18 protein-coding genes are annotated in these 18325 nt (G+C 70.4%); 4 read left to right on the top strand and 14 right to left on the bottom strand.

Annotated features, from left to right (window positions below):
- Window positions 1-55: 55 nt before the first annotated feature.
- The 10 genes from DEH84_RS01590 to DEH84_RS01545 all read right to left on the bottom strand — a co-directional run bounded on the left by DEH84_RS01590 (window position 56) and on the right by DEH84_RS01545 (window position 10366).
- Window positions 56-2545: a DUF1631 family protein gene (locus DEH84_RS01590; RefSeq protein WP_109034132.1), complete on the bottom strand. Its 2490-nt coding sequence runs from the start codon at window positions 2543-2545 to the stop codon at window positions 56-58.
- A 67-nt stretch (window positions 2546-2612) separates the two neighbouring features.
- Complete coding sequence (secF, locus tag DEH84_RS01585) at window positions 2613-3629, bottom strand: protein translocase subunit SecF (protein WP_109034130.1); 1017 nt, start codon at window positions 3627-3629, stop codon at window positions 2613-2615.
- Between the two features lie 27 nt (window positions 3630-3656).
- Window positions 3657-5519, bottom strand: a complete 1863-nt coding sequence (gene secD, locus DEH84_RS01580) for a protein translocase subunit SecD (protein WP_109034127.1) — start codon at window positions 5517-5519, stop codon at window positions 3657-3659.
- Window positions 5520-5543: 24 nt separating this feature from the next.
- The gene (yajC, locus tag DEH84_RS01575) at window positions 5544-5867 is read right to left on the bottom strand and encodes a preprotein translocase subunit YajC (protein WP_109034125.1); all 324 of its coding nucleotides are present in this window, start codon (window positions 5865-5867) and stop codon (window positions 5544-5546) included.
- A 97-nt stretch (window positions 5868-5964) separates the two neighbouring features.
- Window positions 5965-6276, bottom strand: a complete 312-nt coding sequence (locus DEH84_RS01570) for an HP0495 family protein (protein ID WP_109034122.1) — start codon at window positions 6274-6276, stop codon at window positions 5965-5967.
- Window positions 6277-6339: 63 nt separating this feature from the next.
- Complete coding sequence (locus DEH84_RS01565) at window positions 6340-7512, bottom strand: D-alanyl-D-alanine carboxypeptidase family protein (protein WP_109038140.1); 1173 nt, start codon at window positions 7510-7512, stop codon at window positions 6340-6342.
- Window positions 7513-7714: 202 nt separating this feature from the next.
- Entirely contained in the window at window positions 7715-8377 is a 663-nt protein-coding gene (locus DEH84_RS01560) for an alpha/beta hydrolase (protein WP_109034120.1), read from the bottom strand.
- 11 nt (window positions 8378-8388) lie between these two features.
- Window positions 8389-8715, bottom strand: coding sequence for a (2Fe-2S) ferredoxin domain-containing protein (locus tag DEH84_RS01555; protein ID WP_109034117.1), 327 nt, complete (start codon window positions 8713-8715; stop codon window positions 8389-8391).
- A 9-nt stretch (window positions 8716-8724) separates the two neighbouring features.
- Complete coding sequence (locus tag DEH84_RS01550) at window positions 8725-9885, bottom strand: VanZ family protein (RefSeq protein ID WP_109034114.1); 1161 nt, start codon at window positions 9883-9885, stop codon at window positions 8725-8727.
- A gap of 34 nt (window positions 9886-9919) precedes the next feature.
- Complete coding sequence (locus DEH84_RS01545) at window positions 9920-10366, bottom strand: CopD family protein (RefSeq protein ID WP_109034111.1); 447 nt, start codon at window positions 10364-10366, stop codon at window positions 9920-9922.
- Window positions 10367-10661: 295 nt separating this feature from the next.
- Between DEH84_RS01545 and hemB the strand changes: the two genes are divergently transcribed.
- Both hemB and DEH84_RS01535 read left to right on the top strand, forming a co-directional pair.
- Window positions 10662-11663 carry a porphobilinogen synthase gene (gene hemB / locus DEH84_RS01540; protein ID WP_109034108.1) on the top strand — a complete coding sequence of 334 codons (1002 nt, stop codon included), beginning with the start codon at window positions 10662-10664 and terminating at the stop codon, window positions 11661-11663.
- Between the two features lie 25 nt (window positions 11664-11688).
- Window positions 11689-12915, top strand: a complete 1227-nt coding sequence (locus DEH84_RS01535) for a magnesium transporter CorA family protein (RefSeq protein WP_245932651.1) — start codon at window positions 11689-11691, stop codon at window positions 12913-12915.
- On the opposite strand, the gene DEH84_RS01530 is transcribed toward DEH84_RS01535, so the two are convergent.
- From DEH84_RS01530 to tsaB, 3 genes are read right to left on the bottom strand one after another with little or no spacing between them, the layout of a single operon-like run.
- A complete protein-coding gene (locus tag DEH84_RS01530) occupies window positions 12916-13785 on the bottom strand; it encodes a uracil-DNA glycosylase (RefSeq protein ID WP_109034104.1) in 870 nt (289 codons plus the stop codon).
- Complete coding sequence (gene rimI, locus DEH84_RS01525; RefSeq protein ID WP_245932650.1) at window positions 13772-14272, bottom strand: ribosomal protein S18-alanine N-acetyltransferase; 501 nt, start codon at window positions 14270-14272, stop codon at window positions 13772-13774. The genes DEH84_RS01530 and rimI overlap by 14 nt, the downstream gene beginning before the upstream one ends.
- 3 nt (window positions 14273-14275) lie before the next feature.
- Window positions 14276-15040, bottom strand: a complete 765-nt coding sequence (tsaB, locus tag DEH84_RS01520) for a tRNA (adenosine(37)-N6)-threonylcarbamoyltransferase complex dimerization subunit type 1 TsaB (protein WP_109034100.1) — start codon at window positions 15038-15040, stop codon at window positions 14276-14278.
- Between the two features lie 41 nt (window positions 15041-15081).
- Between tsaB and DEH84_RS01515 the strand changes: the two genes are divergently transcribed.
- Together DEH84_RS01515 and DEH84_RS01510 are read left to right on the top strand one after the other, a co-directional pair.
- On the top strand, window positions 15082-16656 hold the full coding sequence (locus DEH84_RS01515; RefSeq protein ID WP_245932649.1) for a D-alanyl-D-alanine carboxypeptidase/D-alanyl-D-alanine-endopeptidase: 1575 nt from the start codon (window positions 15082-15084) through the stop codon (window positions 16654-16656).
- Between the two features lie 106 nt (window positions 16657-16762).
- Window positions 16763-17062 carry a SemiSWEET transporter gene (locus DEH84_RS01510; protein WP_425429002.1) on the top strand — a complete coding sequence of 100 codons (300 nt, stop codon included), beginning with the start codon at window positions 16763-16765 and terminating at the stop codon, window positions 17060-17062.
- A 44-nt stretch (window positions 17063-17106) separates the two neighbouring features.
- On the opposite strand, the gene DEH84_RS01505 is transcribed toward DEH84_RS01510, so the two are convergent.
- Window positions 17107-18237, bottom strand: coding sequence for an SGNH/GDSL hydrolase family protein (locus DEH84_RS01505; protein WP_109034098.1), 1131 nt, complete (start codon window positions 18235-18237; stop codon window positions 17107-17109).
- Window positions 18238-18325 lie beyond the last annotated feature (88 nt).

The following is an 18325-nucleotide window of genomic DNA, read 5'->3' as shown; positions in this document are numbered from 1 at the left end:
GGGCAGAGACGGTCCGCGGCGCGGGAACGCCCGCGGGCCGTAAGGGGATGGGGGATCAGTTCAGCAGGCGCTCGGGATCGGCGTCGAGCTTGGCCAGCGCCTCGCGGGTGGCGCGGGTGGTGAGCGACTCTTCTTCAACCGGCACCAGCAGGCCCGCCTGCAGAAAGGCGGCCAGCCGCCGCAACTGGAACAGCACGCCCCGCCCGGACGGCGTGACGAACAGCGCCAGCTGTTTCTGCAGCCCCTGCCAGGCCAGCTGCACGGGCTCGCGACGTTGCCGGTAGTCGAGCTCGAACCAGGCCCCGATCTGGAGTTCACGGGCCCAGGCCAGCATGGCCGGCGTGGGCATGGTGCCCCCATCGGCCACCACCTGCAACTCGTCGGTCTCGTGCCCCGACAGGTCGCGCAGCGTCTGCTCGTCAAGGTCGACCTGCGCCAGATCGGGCAGCACCTCGTCGAGCGCATCGAGCCGGTCGGTGACGGCCTTCAGGTGGGCGGGCGAGATCGACGCCGAGCGCGCCGAGAACGCCGCCGCCAGGGCCGCATTGAGTTGCTGCACGTGCTCGTCCTGCCGGGCCACCGACAGGCCGGCGCGGGCCATGCCGTCACGCACGATCTTCAACAGTGGCGGCAGACGGCGCAGCACATCGGCCCGCTCCTCGCGCGAGGTCTTGGCGCTGGCCGACCAGATCAGGTCGGCGGCGGCCCGCTTGAGCGCCCGGGTCTCGTCGCTGCCAGGGCTGGACTGCACGGCGCTGTGCGCCAGCACGTCGGCCCACACCCGGAACAGGAAATCGCGCACCCCTTCGTGCACGGGCACGCCATCGAGCATCTTGCGCAGCTCGATCGTGTACTGGATGGCGCAGGTTTCCCGCTGCTCCACCTGCTGCGCCAGCGACACCCCCTTGCGCGACGCCTCGTTGGCATCGCGGAAGTAGGTCTCCAGGAACTTCTGGAACTCGATCAGCACGGTCTGGAACACGCGTCGGCCGGTGTCCGGATAGGCCTCGACCACCTGCACCACGCGCCGGATCTCGGCATGCAGCGCCTCGGCGTCGGACTCGGCGCCGCCGCCCGCAAAGCCCATCACGCAACTGCCCATGCGGTCGATCAGCATGCGGGCGGGGTGGTTGGTGGTGGCAAAGAAGTCGGGCTCGCTGACCGCCACCCGCAGCACCGGCATCTGCAGGCGCGCAAACCACACGCGGATGGTGGCGGGCAGGCGCTCCTCGGTCAGGATGTGCTGGAACAGCAGCGCGACGATCTCGATCGTGGCGCGCTCGACCGGCGTGGCCGCGGCCTGCTTGAGCGCACGCTTGCTGTCTTCCAGGTCACGCAGGATGAGCGCGGGCGTGGGGGCGTCGCCCACCAGCACGTCCACGTCGGTGTGGCGGCGCAGCGCATGCCCGGCCTCGCGCATCGCCTCGCCCAGGCCCGGGCTCACCAGCACGGGCGGCGTGCCCGTGAGCTGCGGTGCCGTGGGCACGAAGCCGGGCACCTGGCGCGCCACCATCTGGTTCAGCTTGCCCAGCACCGCCTGGGACTGCCCGGGCGCGCGCAACCCGGGCGTCTGGGTCAGCAGGTGGGTTTCATCGAAGGACTGGCCCAGGGGCTGCAGCCCGCTGTTGCCACGCGTTCCGGCCGCCGAGGGCGAACCAGGCGATGCGCCGCTGCCGGATCCGCCACCGGCGCCGCCCGAGCCCCCGCCGGCGCCGCCACCGTGGCCCGCACCGGGTGGCATCGGCGCACCAGGTGAACCAGATGAACCGGGTGTGCCGGCACCGCCCCCGCCACCACCGGTGCCGTTTCCTGTGCCCCCGCCGCTGCCCCCTGCACCGCCCCAGCCACCGCCCACGCTGCGCCCCGGCACGCCGGTGTCGGCAGCCCGACGAATGAACGGCCGCAGGTCGATCTCGGGGCGCACGCCGTTGTCGAGCAGCAGCTTGTTCGCATGGTGGTAGGCCTCCTGGGCCCACTGCGCCGCCTCGTTGTTGAGCACGGTCTGCAAGGTCGCCCAGTGGCCGAGGTTCAGGCCGGACAGCAGCCAGGCGTCGAGCACCACGCGGCCGAGCCACGACGGGTTGAGCACGTCGACCACGCCCGGGGTGTTGTCGATCGCACCCTGGATGACCTGAAGTCGGGCGCTGAGGTCGGTGTACTCCGAGCCGGTCAGGTCGGCGACCGCCTGCCCCAGCCGCACGCCCACGATGTCACGCTCGATGTGGCTGTCTTCCACCAGGCTGAGCACCGCCGGCATGCCCCCCCCGACCACGGGACGGGGATCGACCGGACGGCCCAGGCGCAAGGCCTGGGCGGCCTCACGCAGACGCTGCTCGAGCGCCTGCTGCCACGCCGTCTGCGCACGCGGGAAATCGAGCACCAGATCGCGCCGCCGCTGGTAGAGCGCCGGTTCGGCCGCCTGGGTTGCCAGCAGCTTGGCCCCATCGACGCAGGCCAGCACCAGCCCGGCACTGCCCCTCAAGAGGCACTCGATGAAACTGACGCGGGCGCTCAAGGCCAGCGCTCGATTGGGTCCAGCGGACATGCGGAAGTGAAAACGCCGGGCTCATCACACGACGAACCCGGCGGGGTGGTTCCTGTTGAAAAGGACTCTACACCACGGCACCCGCGTGCGGGTCGTTGGGATCGATGTCTTTTTTGGTGTTCTTCACGAGGTCTTCACGCTTCACGCCGAGCCACATGGCGATGGCCGCCGCCACGAAGACCGACGAGTAGATGCCGAACAGAATCCCGATGGTCAGCGCCAGCGCGAAGTAGTGCAGCGTGGGCCCCCCGAACAGCAGCATGGCCAGCACCATCGCCTCGGTCGAGCCGTGCGTGATGATGGTGCGGCTCATCGTCGAGGTGATGGCGTGGTCGATGACCTCGCTCGTGCTCATCTTGCGGTACTTGCGGAAGGCCTCGCGGATCCGGTCGAAGATCACCACCGATTCGTTGACCGAATAGCCCAGCACGGCCAGCACGGCCGCCAGCACCGACAGCGAGAACTCCCACTGGAAGAAGGCGAAGAAGCCGAGGATGATGATGACGTCGTGCAGGTTGGCGATGATGCCGGCCACGGCGAACTTCCACTCGAAGCGGATCGCCAGGTAGATCATGATGCCGATGACCGTCACGGCCAGCGCCAGGGCACCGTCGCGGGCCAGTTCATCCCCGACCTGCGGGCCGACGAACTCGCTGCGCTGCAGCGTGAGCGGCTGCACGGCACCCGCCTGACAGAGCTGGGACGGGCCCTTTTCAGCGGCCTGCGTGCTCACCTGCCCGCCTTCGGCACGGCACAGCGCGTCGAACACCTTGCCGACCACCTCGCCCTGTTTCATGCCGCCGCGCAGCGGCAGGCGGATCAGGACATCACGCGAGGTGCCGAAGTTCTGCACCTGCACCTCGCCGTAGCCGAGCGATTCAACGGCCTCGCGCGCCTTCACCAGGTTGGCGCTCTGGGCGTACTGCACCTCGATGAGCGAGCCGCCGGTGAATTCGATCGAGAAGTGCAGCCCCCGGGTGACCAGGAAGAACACCGCTGCGGCGAAGGTGAGGAAGGAAATCACGTTGAAGATCAACGCGTGGCGCATGAAGGGGATGTCGCGCCGGATGCGGAAGAATTCCATGACCGAGTGTTCCTTGTCTTCCGGTTCTTATTCCTGGGGCTTCCAGACCTGGCCGATCGAGACGCTCTTGAGCTTCTTCTGACGGCCGTACCAGAGGTTCACCAGGCCGCGCGAGAAGAACACGGCCGAGAACATCGAGGTCAGGATGCCCAGGCAGTGCACCACCGCAAAGCCCTTGACCGGGCCCGAGCCGAAGGCCAGCAGCGACAGGCCGGCGATCAGCGTGGTCACGTTCGAGTCCAGGATGGTGGCCCAGGCGTGTTCGTAGCCCATGGCAATCGCCGTCTGCGGCGCCGAGCCATTGCGCAGCTCTTCGCGCACGCGCTCGTTGATCAGCACGTTGGAGTCGATGGCCATGCCCAGCGTCAGGGCGATGGCCGCAATGCCGGGCAGCGTCAGCGTCGCCTGCAGCATCGACAGCACCGCCACCAGCAGCAGCAGGTTGACGGCCAGCGCCACGGTCGAGAACACGCCGAACAGCAGGTAGTACAGCATCATGAACACCGCGATGGCGCCAAAGCCGTAGACTAGGCTCTTGAAGCCCATCTCGATGTTCTCGGCACCCAGGCTCGGGCCGACGGTGCGCTCTTCGATGATCTCCATCGGCGCCGCCAGCGAGCCAGCGCGCAGCAGCAGCGCGGTGTCGGCGGCCTCTTCCGAGCTCATGCGCCCGGAGATCTGCACGCGCCCCCCCCCGATCTCGCCGCGGATCACCGGCGCCGTCACGACCTCGCCCTTGCCCTTCTCGAACAGGATGATGGCCATGCGCTTGCCGACGTTCTCGCGGGTCACGTCCTTGAAGATGCGGGCGCCGCGGGCGTCGAGCGTCAGGTGCACGGCGGCTTCCTGGTTTTCGTCGAAGCCGGGCTGCGCGTCGGTCAGGTTGTCGCCGGTCAGCACGACCTGGCGCTTGACGATGACAGGCACGCCCCCGCGCTCGAAGTAGCGCTCGGTCCCGAAGGGCACAGGGCCACCGGCCAGCGCGGCCTGGGCCTCGGTGCCGTCATCGACCATGCGCACTTCCAGCGTGGCGGTGCGGCCGATGATGTCCTTGGCCTTGGCGGTGTCCTGCACGCCGGGCAGCTGCACGACCACGCGGTCGATGCCCTGCTGCTGGATCACGGGCTCGGCCACGCCGAGTTCGTTGATCCGGTTGTGCAGCGTGGTGATGTTCTGCTTGAGGGCCTGCTCCTGGATGGCGCGGGCGCTCTGGGGGTTGAGGGCGCCCACCAGGGTGAGGTCGCCCGAGCCGCCGGTGTCGGTGCCCGGTGTCCAGACCAGATCGGGCAGGCGGTCCTGCAGCACCGGCAGCGCCGCCTGGCGCGCGGCCCCGTCGCGGAAGCGCACGATCAGGCTGTCACCCTCGCGGCGGATGCCGCTGTGGCGCACGTCCTTGTCACGCAGCAGGGAACGGATGTCGACCGTCTGCCCATCGAGCTTCTGCGTGATGGCCGCCTTCATGTCGACCTGCATCAGGAAGTGCACACCGCCCCGCAGGTCGAGGCCCAGAAACATCGGGTTGGCGTGCAGGCTGCGCAGCCACTGCGGCGAGCGCGACACCAGATTGAGCGCCACGATGTAGCTCGGGTCGGCCGGATCGGGGTTGACCGCCCGGGCGATCACGTCGCGTGCCTGGATCTGGATGTCGGTGCTGGCAAAGCGCGCACGCACCGAGTTGCCGTCGAACTCCACGAAGTCGGCCTGGATGCCGGCCTGCTTGAGCGCCGCCTCGACCCGGGCCACGGCCGATCTGTCGAGCTTGAGCGTGGCCTTGCCGCTGGAGAGCTGCACGGCCGGCGCCTCGCCGAAGAAGTTCGGCAGGGTGTAGATCAGGCCGACCAGCAGGGCCACGGCGATGATCAGGTACTTCCACCAGGGGTAGCGGTTCATGGGGTCCTCGACGGCGCAGCGGGATTACTTGACGGTGCCCTTGGGCAGCACCTGCACGATGGCCGCGCGCTGCACCTGCAGCTCGACGCCGTTGGCCACTTCGAGGTGCACGAAGGTGTCGCCCAGCTTGCTGATGCGGCCGATGACACCCCCCTGGGTCACGACCTCGTCGCCCTTGGTCAGGGCTTCGAGCATCGCGCGGGTTTCCTTCTGGCGCTTCATCTGCGGGCGGATCATGACGAAGTACAGGACGACGAACATGAGGACGAGCGGCAGCATGCTCATCAGGCCACCGGTGGCGCCAGCGGCAGGGGCCGCGGCTTGGGCGTAGGCTTCAGAAATCAACACAGTCAGGTTCCTTCAAACAAAGGGCCGAGGCGCCTCCCGGCTGGGAGGGGCGCGCCGGCCATTGAACGGGGCATTGTATGCGGCAGGCCACCGCACCTTAGAGCACGTACTTCACCAGCGGGTGGCCGCTGAGCGCGCGGTACAGGTTGTCGAGCTGGGTGCGGCTGGTGGCCGTGACGGTGACGGTCAGGCCGAGGTACTTGCCGGAACTGCTGGGGCGGCGCTCCAGGGTGTGCGCGGCAAAGCCCGGGTCGTGCTCGACCACGATGGCCACGACGGTCTCGACAAAGGTCTCGTCGTGCGCCCCCATGACCTTGATGGGGAAGGCGCACGGGTATTCGATCAGGGATTCTTCCGGCGGAATCACCGGGTTGGCGGGAGTGTGGGCGGGGGGCGTGGTGGAGGCCATGTCAGCGTCCTTTCAGGGAAACGGGTACGGAAAGCAGGAAAAGAGGGGGCAGAAGGCGAGCGGTCACTTCACGCCGAGCCGCACGGCGTCCCACAGGCGGCCGAACCAGCCGGCCGGCGGCACATCTTCCAGCGCCAGCAAGGGCACATCCTGCCAGTGCTGGGGGCCGATGGCCACCCGCAGGCGGGCCACGGTCTGGCCCTCGCCCAGCGGGGCCATCAGCGGATCCTGGCGCACCACGCTGGTCTGCAGCTGGCCACCCTGCCCGCGCGGCACCACGACCACGATGGGCGTGGGGCGTCCCAGGCGCACGGTGCTGGCCTGACCCTTCCACACCTGCGCGGTGGCCACCGGCTGGCCGGCATCGAACAGGCGCACCATGTCGAAGGCGCTGTAGCCCCAGTTCAGCAGCTTCTGGGTCTCGGCGGCGCGGGCCTCGGGCGACGCCGCCCCGAGCGTGACGGCGATCAGCCGGCGCTCGACCCCTCCCAGGCTGCGGCGGGCGGTGGCGACCATGCCGTAGCCGGCCGCCTCGGTGTAGCCGGTCTGCAGGCCGTCGACCGTCGGGTCGCGCATCAGCAGCAGGTTGCGGCTGGGCTGGCTCACGCCGGCCACGGTCGCCTGCTGCAGGGACGAGACCTTGAGCACCTCGGGGAAATCGGTGACCAGGCGGGCTGCGATCAGCGACAGCTCGCGCGCCGTGCTGCGGTGACCGCTGGCGGACAGACCCTCGGGGTTGCGGAACCGGGTGGCCTGCAGCCCGAAGACCTCGGCCTGGCGGTTCATACGATCGACAAAGGCCTCGACCGAGCCCGCCAGCCCTTCGGCCAGCGCCACCGTGGCGTCGTTGGCGTTGTGCACGACCATGCCACGCAGCAGGTCGTCGACGCGCGCGCTGCCACCGGCCTTCAGAAAGGAGCGCGATGCACCGGCCATGCCGGCCTTCCAGGCGCGCTCGGACACAGGCAGCATCTGGTCAGGGCGCAGCTTGCCATCGCGCAGTGCCTCACACACCAGCCAGGCCGTCATCAGCTTGGTCAGCGAGGCCGGCTCCAGCGACTGGTCAGCCTGGCGGGCGGCCAGCGTCTGTCGGCTGGCCAGATCCTGCAGGATGAAGGCGCGGGCGGCCACCTCGGGCGGCGACGGCATCGCGGTGGCGGGCTCGGCAAACACACTGCGCGCCTCGGTGGCCGGGGCAGCAGCCAGCGCCGCCGGTGTCTGCCCGCTGGCCAGCATCACGGCCAGCGAGGCCAGCAGCACGCGCCACCGCCAAGCGGGGGCATGGCGGTCGGGGCGCACTGCCTGACGGGTGTCGGGGCGGCGAGAGACAAGGCAACGGAGGGCGGGCATCGGTTCAGCAGGGCACGCGGAAGGAGGCAGGTGGGGCCACGGTGCAGGATTGCAAGCGGCGCGTGTGCCCGCCGCCGGGCGGACACGCTCAGCCGCCGGCCGCGGCCAGGCGCAGGTGCTTGCGCACGACCTCGCGCAGCGTGGGCAGCTGGCCGTGGAAGAAATGGCCGGTGCCGGGCACGACGGTGATCGGCAGGCTTTGCGGGCGGGCCCAGGTCAGGATGTCGGCCAGCGGCACGACGTCGTCCTCTTCGCCCTCGACCACCAGCGTGTGGGCCGGCACGGGTGGCACATCGAAACGGGTGGTGGCCGGGCTGACCAGCACCAGCTGAGACGGGCGCGCGGCATTCGGATCGGTGTCGGCGGCCGCCATCAAAGCGGCGTGCGCACGGGCGGCCACGAAGCCACCGAACGAAAAACCGGCCAGGGCCAGCGGCAGGCCCTGCAGCGCCGGGTCGGCCCGGTGCTGCGCCACCACGGCGAGCATGTCGTCCGTCTCGCCCCGGCCCTCGTCCCAGGCGCCCGCCGAACGGCCCACACCACGGAAGTTGAAGCGCACGGCCCGCCAGCCCTGCAGCACGAAGGCGCGCACCAGGGTGTGGACCACCTTGTTGTCCATCGTGCCGCCCATCAGCGGGTGGGGGTGGGCCACGACGGCCAGCCCCACGGGCGCCTGCGCGGGCTCCTCGACAACGACTTCCAGCAGGCCGGCCGGCCCCTCGAGGGTGATGGATGCGGGGCGTCCGATCATCGCGCCCCCCTTCAGCGACCGACCGACGGCGGCAGCACCAGACGCTCGACGACCTCGCCCTTGATCAGGTGCTGGTCGACGATCTCGTCGATGTCGCTCTTGTCGACGAAGGTGTACCAGGTGCCCTCGGGGTAGACCACCGCGACCGGGCCGCCGGCACAGCGGTCGAGACAGCCGGCCTTGTTGACGCGAACCTGGCCCGGCCCCGCCAGCCCGGCGTCTTTCACGCGCGCCTTGCAGTGATCAAAGCCTTCCTTCGCGTTGTGGTCGGCACAGCAGTCCTCGCCGTTGATGCGCTGGTTCAGACAGAAGAAGATGTGGCGCTGGTAATAGCTCATGCGCGCATTCTAGGCACTCGGGCCCCGCCGCACCGCAGCAGGGATTCGGGGCTCGCGGTGGAGCAGCCGCGCCAGAAGCCAGGCAAGCGCCACATAGGGCCACAGCAGCCCGATCCAGCGCGACAGGCCGTGAAAGCGGATGAAACGCCCCTGCTCCCAGGCGGCCAGGGTGGCGGCGTAGTACGGGTCGGTGGGGGCCAGGTGGATCAGCACGATGAGGGCCAGCGTGAGCGCCACACCCAGCACCGCGCACAGGGTGCGACCCAGCCCGACCAGCACCACGGCCCCCATGGCGCCGAGCATCAGGCCGACCAGCGTGGGCATCGTCATCCACGTGAGCGCGTGCACGGGCGCGAAGTTCAGGGCGGTCGCGAGCGTGGTGACGCCCACGGCCACCACGACCGCGCCACTCAGCAGCAACAGGCGCAGGCGGCGCGGGCGCGCCACCGCGCACGCCAGACACATCGGCACCAGCAGGCCGGCCGCCACGGTCAGCGACTCCAGCAGCGGCGGCCAGCCGTCGTGCAGCAAGGCGCCGGTGCCGGCCCACAGGGTGAGCGGGTCGTCGGGCAGCAGCCAGCGTTGCAGCGGCGTGTCGGCCGTCCAGTCGACCAGCAGCACGTGCAGGTGCGGCCACAGCTGCCCCTGCCCCAGCGGCAGCGGCGGCGGAAACAGCAGGCCCAACGGCCACACCCACAACAGCGCCAGCCCGTGGCCGGCCTGGGGAATGAACCAACGCTCGCGCAGACGGTGCCAGCCGTCGATGAGGCCCAGCGCGTGGACGGTGACCGCAGCCAGTGCGCCCCAGGCCGCGCCCAGCGTGTTGAGCACCCAGTCGGTGACCGACGGCACGCGCGCCGGCAGGGTGAACTGGGCCAGTTCCAGCGCGTAGGACAGCGCGGCCCCGCTGAGCACGGTCAGCAGCGCCGACACCGGCACCGAGCGGCCCGAGCGCAGGTGGGCGATGCACAGGATGGCGCCCAGCGGCAGGTAGCCGACGAGGTTGCCGGCCAGGTCACCGGAGAACTCCTGACGCAGCTTGGGCAGGGTCCAGCTGAACACCCGGGCATCGGGCCAGTGCCAGCCGCTGAGCGGGTACAGCGTGGCGTAGGCGATCAGGGCGATCGCCAGCCAGCTCAGCGGCCAGGCCGCGCTGCGGTGTGCGCTCATTGCCGTCAACCCCGCGCCAGGCGCGCCGTGGTCCTCAGCCGACCGTCGGCTTGAGCACCACGAGAATGACGATGGCCGCAAACAGCAGCACCGACACCTCGTTGAAGACGCGGAACCAGCGGTGGCTGCGGCGGTTGTGCAGCGCCTCGAAATCGCGCAGCAGCCGCTTGCAATAGTGGTGGTAGCCGATGGTCAGCACGACCAGCGTCAGCTTGATGTGCAGCCAGATCTGGCCCGGGCCCTTGCCCATGCCGAAGTACAGCCACAGCACCAGCCCGAGCCCGACCGCCGGGATCATCAGGATGGTGGCGAAGCGGTAGAGCTTGCGCGCCATCACCAGCAGGCGCTCGCGCTCGGCATGGCTGTCGCCCGGCACCATGGCCAGGTTCACGAACAGGCGGGGCAGGTAGAACAGGCCGGCAAACCAGCTGGCCACGAAGATGATGTGCAGGGCCTTGACCCAGAGGTAGGGAGCGCTCATGGGGGGATTATGAGCAGCAGTGCACACCGGGCGCACGCGCGGTGTGTCGAAACCGCGCAGACAAAAAAAGAGCCCCGGCACGAGCCGGGGCTTTCAAGCCTTAACGCTGTCATCACGGTAAGGCACCTGCTCAGGGAGGAAAAGCAGGGAATGACAGCCTCGCGGCGTATCATTCGGGATCCATTATAGGGGGGCCTGCGCGGCATGTCTTTCGGCCATGTCCGAAAAACCCCGGATGCCAGCTGATTTTTTGCCAGCTTTGCAATCTTTCACGGTCTTTTCATTGTTCCCGTCGATGTCCATCACCCCCGCTTTCCCCCTGCACCGCCCCCGTCGTCTGCGCAAGGACGCCTTCAGCCGCCGGCTGGTGCGCGAGCACGCGCTGAGCACCGACGACCTGATCTACCCGGTCTTCATCCTGGACCAGGACGAAGGCACGCAGGACGTGGCCTCGATGCCGGGCGTCGCACGGCTGGGGCGCAGCGCGCTGTGGTCGGTGGCCGAGCGCTGTGTGGAACTGGGCGTGCCGGTGCTGGCGCTGTTCCCCGTGATCGACCAGGCACACAAGACCCCCGACGGCCGCGAGGCCTTCAATCCCGAGGGGCTGGTGCCGCGCACGGTGCGCGAACTCAAGCGGCGCTTTCCCGAACTGGGCATCATGACCGACGTGGCGCTCGACCCCTACACCAGCCACGGCCAGGACGGCCTGCTGGACGAGACAGGCTACATCCTCAATGACGAGACCGTGGCGGTGCTGACGAAGCAGGCGCTGGCCCAGGCCGAAGCGGGTGTCGACATCGTGGCGCCCAGCGACATGATGGACGGCCGCATCGGCGCCATCCGCCGCGCGCTGGAGGCGCAGAACCTGATCTACACGCGCATCATGGCCTACAGCGCCAAGTACGCGAGTGCCTTCTACGGGCCCTTCCGCGACGCGGTGGGCTCGGCCGCCAACCTGGGCAAGGCCGACAAGAAGGTCTACCAGATGGACCCGGCCAACAGCGACGAGGCCCTGCACGAGGTGGCCATGGACATCGCCGAGGGCGCCGACATGGTGATGGTCAAGCCCGGCATGCCGTATCTGGACATCGTGCGTCGCGTGAAGGACGAGTTCAAGGTGCCCACCTTTGCCTACCAGGTGAGCGGCGAGTACGCGATGATCAAGGCCGCCGCGCAGAATGGCTGGCTGGACCACGACGCCGTGATGATGGAGAGCCTGCTGGCCTTCAAACGCGCGGGCGCCGATGGCGTGCTGACCTATTTCGCCCTGGAAGCCGCGGCCAAGCTGCGCGCCTGACCCCGGGCCGCATGGCGGAGACCGTGTGCGCTTCTTCCTGATCAACGACCAGTTCACCGAGCTGCCCGGCTGGCCGGCCTCGCTGCCGTCCCACGGCTTTCTGTGGGTGACCTCTGCGCGGCGCGTCTTCGAGGTGCAGCTGACCGAGGTGCAGCGCCACTTGCAGCGCCTGGCCGGAGGCAGCCTGGTGGACCTGCACGTCTCGGACCTGCTGAACCCCCAGTTGCCCTCGCAGTACGACTACACCTCGTGGTACGACCTGCTGGTGTTCCGCCGGTTGGCAGCGGGCCAGGGCACGGCCCACCTCTTTCTGGACGACGAGCGCGGCACGGCGTCGAGCGCGCGCAAGGCGCTGGCGGCCATCGACACGAGTCCGGTGGGCTTTGCGGTGTTCGATCGGGTGCTGCTGACCGTGCACCCGGCCGACTGCTCGGTGCGCGACTTCTTCGAGACCCGCCTGAGCCAGCTCGGCCAGGGCCCGCAGGACGGCCTGGGCGCCCCTCGGTCAGAGCCGCAGCTGGCGCCGGCCGATGCCCCAGCCCGCACGGGCGACGAAGACGGCCACCTCAGTGCCGACGCCGTGCTGCATGGCCTGAGCGAAAGCCTGCCTCACCGCACGGAAGGGCGCGGCCCCTCGCGGCTGCCGCCGAGCCCGGCGGACCTGATGCTGCGCATCGTCAACCACATGGTCGACAGCTACCTTGACCTGCGCCGCCTGCTGACCCGGCAGCTGGGTTACCTGCAGCAGGAGATGCTGCACAACCGCAACCGCTTCCGGAACTGGCAGGCGCTGCTCGAGTCGCGCAACACGCTGCACATGCTGGAAGACACCTGCGAAGACCAGCGCAGCGCGGTGCAGGAGTGGCTGGATGCGCTCGAGGACTGGCCCATGCCGCAGGACCCGCAGACCGCCCGCGAGCGCGAGGTGCTGCGCGTCCGCTCACGCGATGTGCAGGAGCACATCGAGCGCGTGCTGAGCCATGTGCGCCGGCTCGAGAGTTCGTCGGAAAGCGCGGTGCAGATGCACTTCTCGCTGCAGGGCAGCCGCACCAACGAGATCATGCGCACGCTGACCGTGCTGACGGCCATCTTCCTGCCGCTGAACCTGATCACCGGCATCTTCGGCATGAACTTCGACATGCTGCCGCTGATTCACGAAGCCGCCGGTTTCTGGATCGCGCTGGGCCTGATGGGCGCAGTCGTGGTCGGGCTGGTGTGGTGGTTCCGCCGCCAGCGCTACATCGACAGCTGATCAGCCTGCCGCGGCTCGCACCTCGCGGGCCAGGCACAGATCGGCCCAGGCCAGGGCCTTGTCGGCCGGATTGCGCAGCAGGTAGGCCGGGTGATAGGTGACCACCACCGGCACGCCCTGCACCGTGTGCACGCGCCCGCGCAGCTTGCCGATGGGCTCGCTGGTCTTGAGCAACGACTGCACGGCAAAGCGCCCCATGGCCAGGACGACCTTGGGCTGCACCAGCGCCATCTGCCGCAGCAGGTAGGGCTCGCACTGGCTCACTTCCTGAGGCTGCGGGTTGCGGTTGGCCGGCGGGCGGCACTTCAGCACATTGGCAATGAAAACCTGGCGCACAGGCGCGTCTTCGCCGCGCGTCAGGTCGATGGCGTGCAGCATGCGGTCGAGCAGCTGACCGGCGCGGCCGACGAAGGGCTCGCCTTCGCGGTCCTCCTGCTCGCCCGGGGCTTCGCCGACGATCATCCAGTCGGCCTGCTCGTGGCCCACGCCGAACACGGCCTGCTTGCGGCTGGCGCCCAGGCTGCAGGCCTGGCAGCCGGCCACGGTGGCGCGCAGGGCGGCCCAGTCCATGGTGTCGATGCCGGCGGGGCGGGCGCCCAGCGGGGCCTCGACCGCGGCCGGCTTGTCGGCCATGGCGGGGGGGCGCCCCAGGGGCGCGCGAGCGGGCGCTGCCGGGGCCACGGCAACGGGGCGCTGCGGCACGGCGGGGGGCGCCACGGGGGCGCCTGCGGCAGCTGCCTGCACCGCCGGCGCGGCCGGAACCGCCGCCGACTCGGTCATGCCCTCGGCGGGCGCCTCCGCCTCTTCGGGCCAGAACGGCGGCACGCCCATCTCGCGCAGCATGGCGCGCTGTCGTTCAGTCCACCGCATGGGCTTCTCCAGGCGAGGCGGGGGCCAGCGCCAGCCGCATCACGATCGCGTCCTCGCGCCCTTCGGGCGCCGGGTAATAGCCTTTGCGCCGCCCCACCTCGACAAAGCCGAGGCGCGCGTACAGCGTCCGTGCCGGCATGTTGCTGGGGCGAACTTCCAGCCACAGGGTCTCGGCGCACTGCTGGAGGCAGCGTGCAGCCAGCACGTCGAGCAACGCACGGGCCACGCCCTGGCCCTGCCAGGCGCGGTCGACGGCGACGTTGAGGAGGTGCACCTCGTCCGGGCCGTCCATCGCCACACAGACGGCCACCACCCGGCCGCTGTCCGCATCGCAGCGCACGCGGGCCCAGTAACCCGCACGCAGCGACGAACGGTAGTTGTCGGCCGTCCAGGCGTGCGAGGGGTGCTCGCACGCCTGGGCCTCCATGGTCACGACGGACGCGATGTCGGCGTCCGTCAGGGGGCGGTCTACATACCGGGACGGCACCGTTCAGCCCCCCTGCCCGGCTGGATGGCGGGCCGCGGCGCGTTCGGCCGAGGTCTGGGCGACCTTGTCGCGCACATAGGTGGGCAGGGCCAGTGCGGCATCGACGGTGTCGCCGCGGGCCCAGGCACGCCGTGCCAGCGAGGCCAGCGCCTGGCCCGACGGGCGGGCCTCGGCATCGGCCAGCCGGCAGCGGCCTGTCTGCAGCACAGGCGCCAGCGCCTCGGCGCAGGCCGAGAGTGCGTTGCCCGCCAGACGCAGGTCGTCGGCCGCAGCACCCTCACCCCAGCGGCGAGCGGGCTCGGCCACGGGCCACAGACGCGGGGGCTCGATGGTCTGCCATTCGCCGTCGCGCCAGGCAAGGGCCGCCACATACAACTCCTCCATGCGCGCGTCCTGCAGCACCCACACGGTCGCCCCCTCGGGCACGGCATCGGGCTGACGCAAGCGGGCGTCTTCGGCCACGGCGCGCAGGGTGTCGAGTGCGATGACCGGGCAACCCAGGCCCAGGGCCAGGCCCTGCGTGACGGAGCACGCCGTGCGCAGGCCGGTGAAGGCGCCCGGGCCGGCCCCGAAGGCAATCGCATCGACGTCCTGCCAGGTGCGCCCGCCCTCGGCGAGCAGGCTCTGCAGCGCGGGCAGCAGGTCGCGCGAGGCCTGGGCACCGCCCGGCAGCTGGCGCACCAGCGTGGCATCAGGGGCGGCCAGGGCAGCGTGGATCAGGTCGGTGGCGGTGTCCAGCGCAATCAGGACGGCAGGGGACGCGGGCATGGCCGGGAGTGTAGCCACTGCGGCGCTCCTATGATGGCGACATGCCCGTCTCGTCTCTGATTCCGTGCCTGCTTGCCTGGGCTGTCGCCCTGATCGGACCGTGGACCGCCGTGCGGGCGGAAGGCATGCCTGCCGCCCCGGACCAGGCGCCCGCGTCTGCCGCCTCGGCCGGTCTGCCGGACAACGTGCGCCTGGCGCTGGCGCGTGCCGGTGTCCCGCTGGAGGCCGTGTCGGTCGGGGTGTGGCCGGTCGAGGGGGGCCCCGCCCGGGTGGCCCACCTCGACGGGGTCGTGCGGCAGCCCGCTTCGCTGATGAAGCTGTTCACGACCGGGGTGGCGCTGCAACGGCTGGGGCCGGCATGGACGTGGCGCACCGAAGTGGGCCTGGGCGGCCCGATGCAGCCGGACGGCCGCCTGGCCGGCCCGCTGTACGTGCGTGGGCAGGGCGACCCGGCCCTGGTGCTGGAGCGCCTGGACGCCATGCTGGCGCGGTGGCGGGCCGCCGGGTTGACGCAGGTGGACGGCGACATCGTGCTGGACCGCCAGGCTTTCGCACTGCCGCCGCACGATCCGGCCGCCTTCGACGGCCAGGCGCTCAAGCCCTACAACGGCGGGCCGGACGCGCTGCTGCTCGCGCACCGGGCGGTGACCTTGCGCCTGCGGCCCGATGCGGCGCGGCCCGGCTGGGCCCGCGTGGACGTGAGCCCCCCGCTCGACGGCGTGCAGTTGCGGGCCGACGTGCCGCTGGGCGACGGCCCTTGCGGCGACTGGCGCCAGGCGCTGGTGTTGGGCTTGGCCCCGTCGGCGGGCCCGGCGCAAGGGGGCGACGCCGCGCCATTGCCCGCCCCGGTGGGCGCAGCCCCACCGACACCGTGGACGGTGACCCTGCAAGGGCGCTACCCGGCGAGCTGCGGTGAGCGCGACTGGCCCGTGCTGTGGCCGGCCACCGACGACCACAGCGCCCGGCTGCTGGCATCACGTTGGCGGGCGGCGGGTGGCGCGCTGAGGGGCCAGGTGCGCGCGGGGACGTGGCCCGCGGGCCTGCCGGCGTGGCAGGCCTGGGTGTCGCCGCCGCTGGGCGAGGTGGTGCGCGACATCAACAAGTTCAGCAACAACGTGATGGCGCGGCAGCTGTTTCTGACGCTGGGGCGTGCGCCGACGCCGGATGCGCCGCCCGCCAGCCCGGACAGCGCCCGCCAGGTGGTAACCGAGGCCGTGCGCGGGGCCACACGCGAGGCTGGGCAGGACACCGGCCCGTGTGACGGCGAGGCGCTGGTGCTGGACAACGGCTCGGGCCTGTCGCGGCTGGAGCGCAGCACGGCCGCCTGCCTGGGCCGCTGGCTGCAGCGGATGTGGGTGGCGCCCACCATGCCGGAGTTTCTGGCGTCGTTGCCGGTGGCGGGGCTGGACGGCACCGCGCGGCGGCTGCGCGGGGTGGCGGGCCAGGCCCACCTGAAGACCGGCTCCCTGGACGGGGTGGCGGGCATCGCTGGCGTGGTGAGCCGGGACGACGGTCGCCGCCTGGCCGTGGTCTTTCTGGTCAACCACGCCCGCGCCGAAGCGGCCCGCCCGGCATTCGACGAACTGCTGCTCTGGGCGCGCGCCACGCCGCTGTGAAAACTGGGAGAATCCGCGCCGGCCCGATCACCGACGGGCTCTGCCCATCTCGCCCGGAACCCGCCCTGTGAACCTCGCCGCCCTGTTCGCCTTCGATCCGCATGTCATCGACTGGGTGGGCTCGGCGGCGGCCGTGCTGACCACCAGCGCCTTCGTGCCTCAGGCGTGGTTGACCTTCCGCACGCGGGATGTCAGCGGCATTTCGCTGGGCATGTACTCGGCCTTCACCGGCGGGGTGGCGCTGTGGCTGGTCTACGGCCTCGCGCTGGGCGCGCTGCCCATCGTGATCGCCAACGTCATCACGCTGAGCCTGGCGCTGAGCATTCTGGGGATGAAGCTGGCCTACCGCCCGCGGGACGCCGGCGTCGAGGCTGAAGCCGAAGCCGCCCCACGCTGCGAGCGCTGAGCGGCCCGTCAGGCCCGGCTACCGGGGCCGAGCGCTGACCTGCATCACAGCGGGTTGCGGTTGACGTTGCTGACGACCAGCGCGGCCAGACGGGCATGGGCCTGGGGCGCGAAGTGCGTGGCATCGGCCCACAGGTACACCGAAGACACGGTGCTGTTGACCACGCCCTGCGACGCGGTGGGATCGGCGTAGCTGGTGTTGCACAGCGGGGCCGAGGTGCCGCGGCCGCTGGCGCAGCCGACGTCGGTCGAGTTGCTGATGCCGTAGCTGCTGCGGGTGCGCGAGTCGGACATCTGCTGGGTCAGGGTGTCGGTGCGGACCAGGGTGAGTTGGCGCCCGTCGAAGTCGACCTCGGCCTGGTTCGTGACGCCGTCGTTGAAAGCGACGATGAGTTGGAGCAGCGCGTCACGCTCGGCCTCGGTGGCGGCCTGGCCCAGAGGGCTGAGCGTCAGCAAGGGCAACCGGACCAGTGCCACACGGGCGCCCGTGGGCTTGATGTACTGCGCCATGGCCGTAGACAGGCTGATGCCCAGGGCCTTCATTTCGGCGACCAGCGAGGCCAGCGATGTGGGGCTCGCCTTGTAACGGACAAAGGCGTCGAGCACGTCGGGCTGGCCGGCCATCATCAGCACCAGGGTCCCGTTGGTGAGCAGCCCGGCGTTCGTCTGCATGGCCTGAATCACTTTGGCCACGCCCGCGTTGGTCTTGCCGGCCGCGGCGGCGGTCGCGTCCAGCACGCCGGCCGAGGTGGTGGCCGTCGCACCCGGGTCGAGCGCCAGCAGGTAGGCCTGGCGTGTGGCGCCGCTCACCGGACACTGGCTCGCATCGAAGCCATAGGCCGCCGCCACCGTCTGCACCCACACGGCGTTGACCTGGCAGTTGTAGCCCATCTGGGTGGGGTCGTTGGTGGTGGTCGTCGTGCTGCCGCTGACATAGGCGTTGCCGGATGCGTCCAGGCTGACGGCATTGACCGTGTACTTCTTGCCCGCGCTGCTGACGAAGCTGTTGTCATCGCCAAAGCTGACCACCCGGCTGGGCTTGAACTTCGATGCCTGGGAACCACCGCCACAGGCCGTGACAGTCACCGCCAGCGCGCAGGCCGCGGCCACCGCACCCACGGCCTTCAGGGGCCGGCGCAGTGAGGAAGACGTCAGGGAAACGGGCAGGCGGAACATGGACTCTCCAGATACGGGTCGCGAGACTGAGGCGGCAAGAATAACCGCCTTCGCAAAGGCGGACGATGTCAGGACGTAAAGAGCCGGT

This window comes from Aquabacterium olei, from assembly GCF_003100395.1.
In the GTDB taxonomy this organism is placed as follows: Bacteria; Pseudomonadota; Gammaproteobacteria; order Burkholderiales; family Burkholderiaceae_C; genus Aquabacterium; species Aquabacterium olei.
Note: the sequence above shows the minus strand (reverse complement) of the source record. Positions and strands in the feature narration are given on the sequence as shown.

Excerpts from the sequence above, each read along its gene's own strand:
- DEH84_RS01550 (WP_109034114.1), bottom strand. The coding sequence starts at position 9,885 with ATGAGCGCACACCGCAGCGCGGCCTGGCCGCTGAGCTGGCTGGCGATC.
- tsaB (WP_109034100.1), bottom strand. The coding sequence starts at position 15,040 with ATGCCCGCGTCCCCTGCCGTCCTGATTGCGCTGGACACCGCCACCGAC.
- DEH84_RS01570 (WP_109034122.1), bottom strand. The coding sequence starts at position 6,276 with ATGGCCTCCACCACGCCCCCCGCCCACACTCCCGCCAACCCGGTGATT.
- secF (WP_109034130.1), bottom strand. The coding sequence starts at position 3,629 with ATGGAATTCTTCCGCATCCGGCGCGACATCCCCTTCATGCGCCACGCG.
- hemB (WP_109034108.1), top strand. The coding sequence starts at position 10,662 with ATGTCCATCACCCCCGCTTTCCCCCTGCACCGCCCCCGTCGTCTGCGC.
- DEH84_RS01555 (WP_109034117.1), bottom strand. The coding sequence starts at position 8,715 with ATGAGCTATTACCAGCGCCACATCTTCTTCTGTCTGAACCAGCGCATC.
- DEH84_RS01515 (WP_245932649.1), top strand. The coding sequence starts at position 15,082 with ATGCCCGTCTCGTCTCTGATTCCGTGCCTGCTTGCCTGGGCTGTCGCC.
- DEH84_RS01590 (WP_109034132.1), bottom strand. The coding sequence starts at position 2,545 with ATGTCCGCTGGACCCAATCGAGCGCTGGCCTTGAGCGCCCGCGTCAGT.
- DEH84_RS01530 (WP_109034104.1), bottom strand. The coding sequence starts at position 13,785 with ATGCGGTGGACTGAACGACAGCGCGCCATGCTGCGCGAGATGGGCGTG.
- secD (WP_109034127.1), bottom strand. The coding sequence starts at position 5,519 with ATGAACCGCTACCCCTGGTGGAAGTACCTGATCATCGCCGTGGCCCTG.
- DEH84_RS01505 (WP_109034098.1), bottom strand. The coding sequence starts at position 18,237 with ATGTTCCGCCTGCCCGTTTCCCTGACGTCTTCCTCACTGCGCCGGCCC.
- DEH84_RS01565 (WP_109038140.1), bottom strand. The coding sequence starts at position 7,512 with ATGCTGGCCAGCGGGCAGACACCGGCGGCGCTGGCTGCTGCCCCGGCC.
- DEH84_RS01545 (WP_109034111.1), bottom strand. The coding sequence starts at position 10,366 with ATGAGCGCTCCCTACCTCTGGGTCAAGGCCCTGCACATCATCTTCGTG.
- DEH84_RS01560 (WP_109034120.1), bottom strand. The coding sequence starts at position 8,377 with ATGATCGGACGCCCCGCATCCATCACCCTCGAGGGGCCGGCCGGCCTG.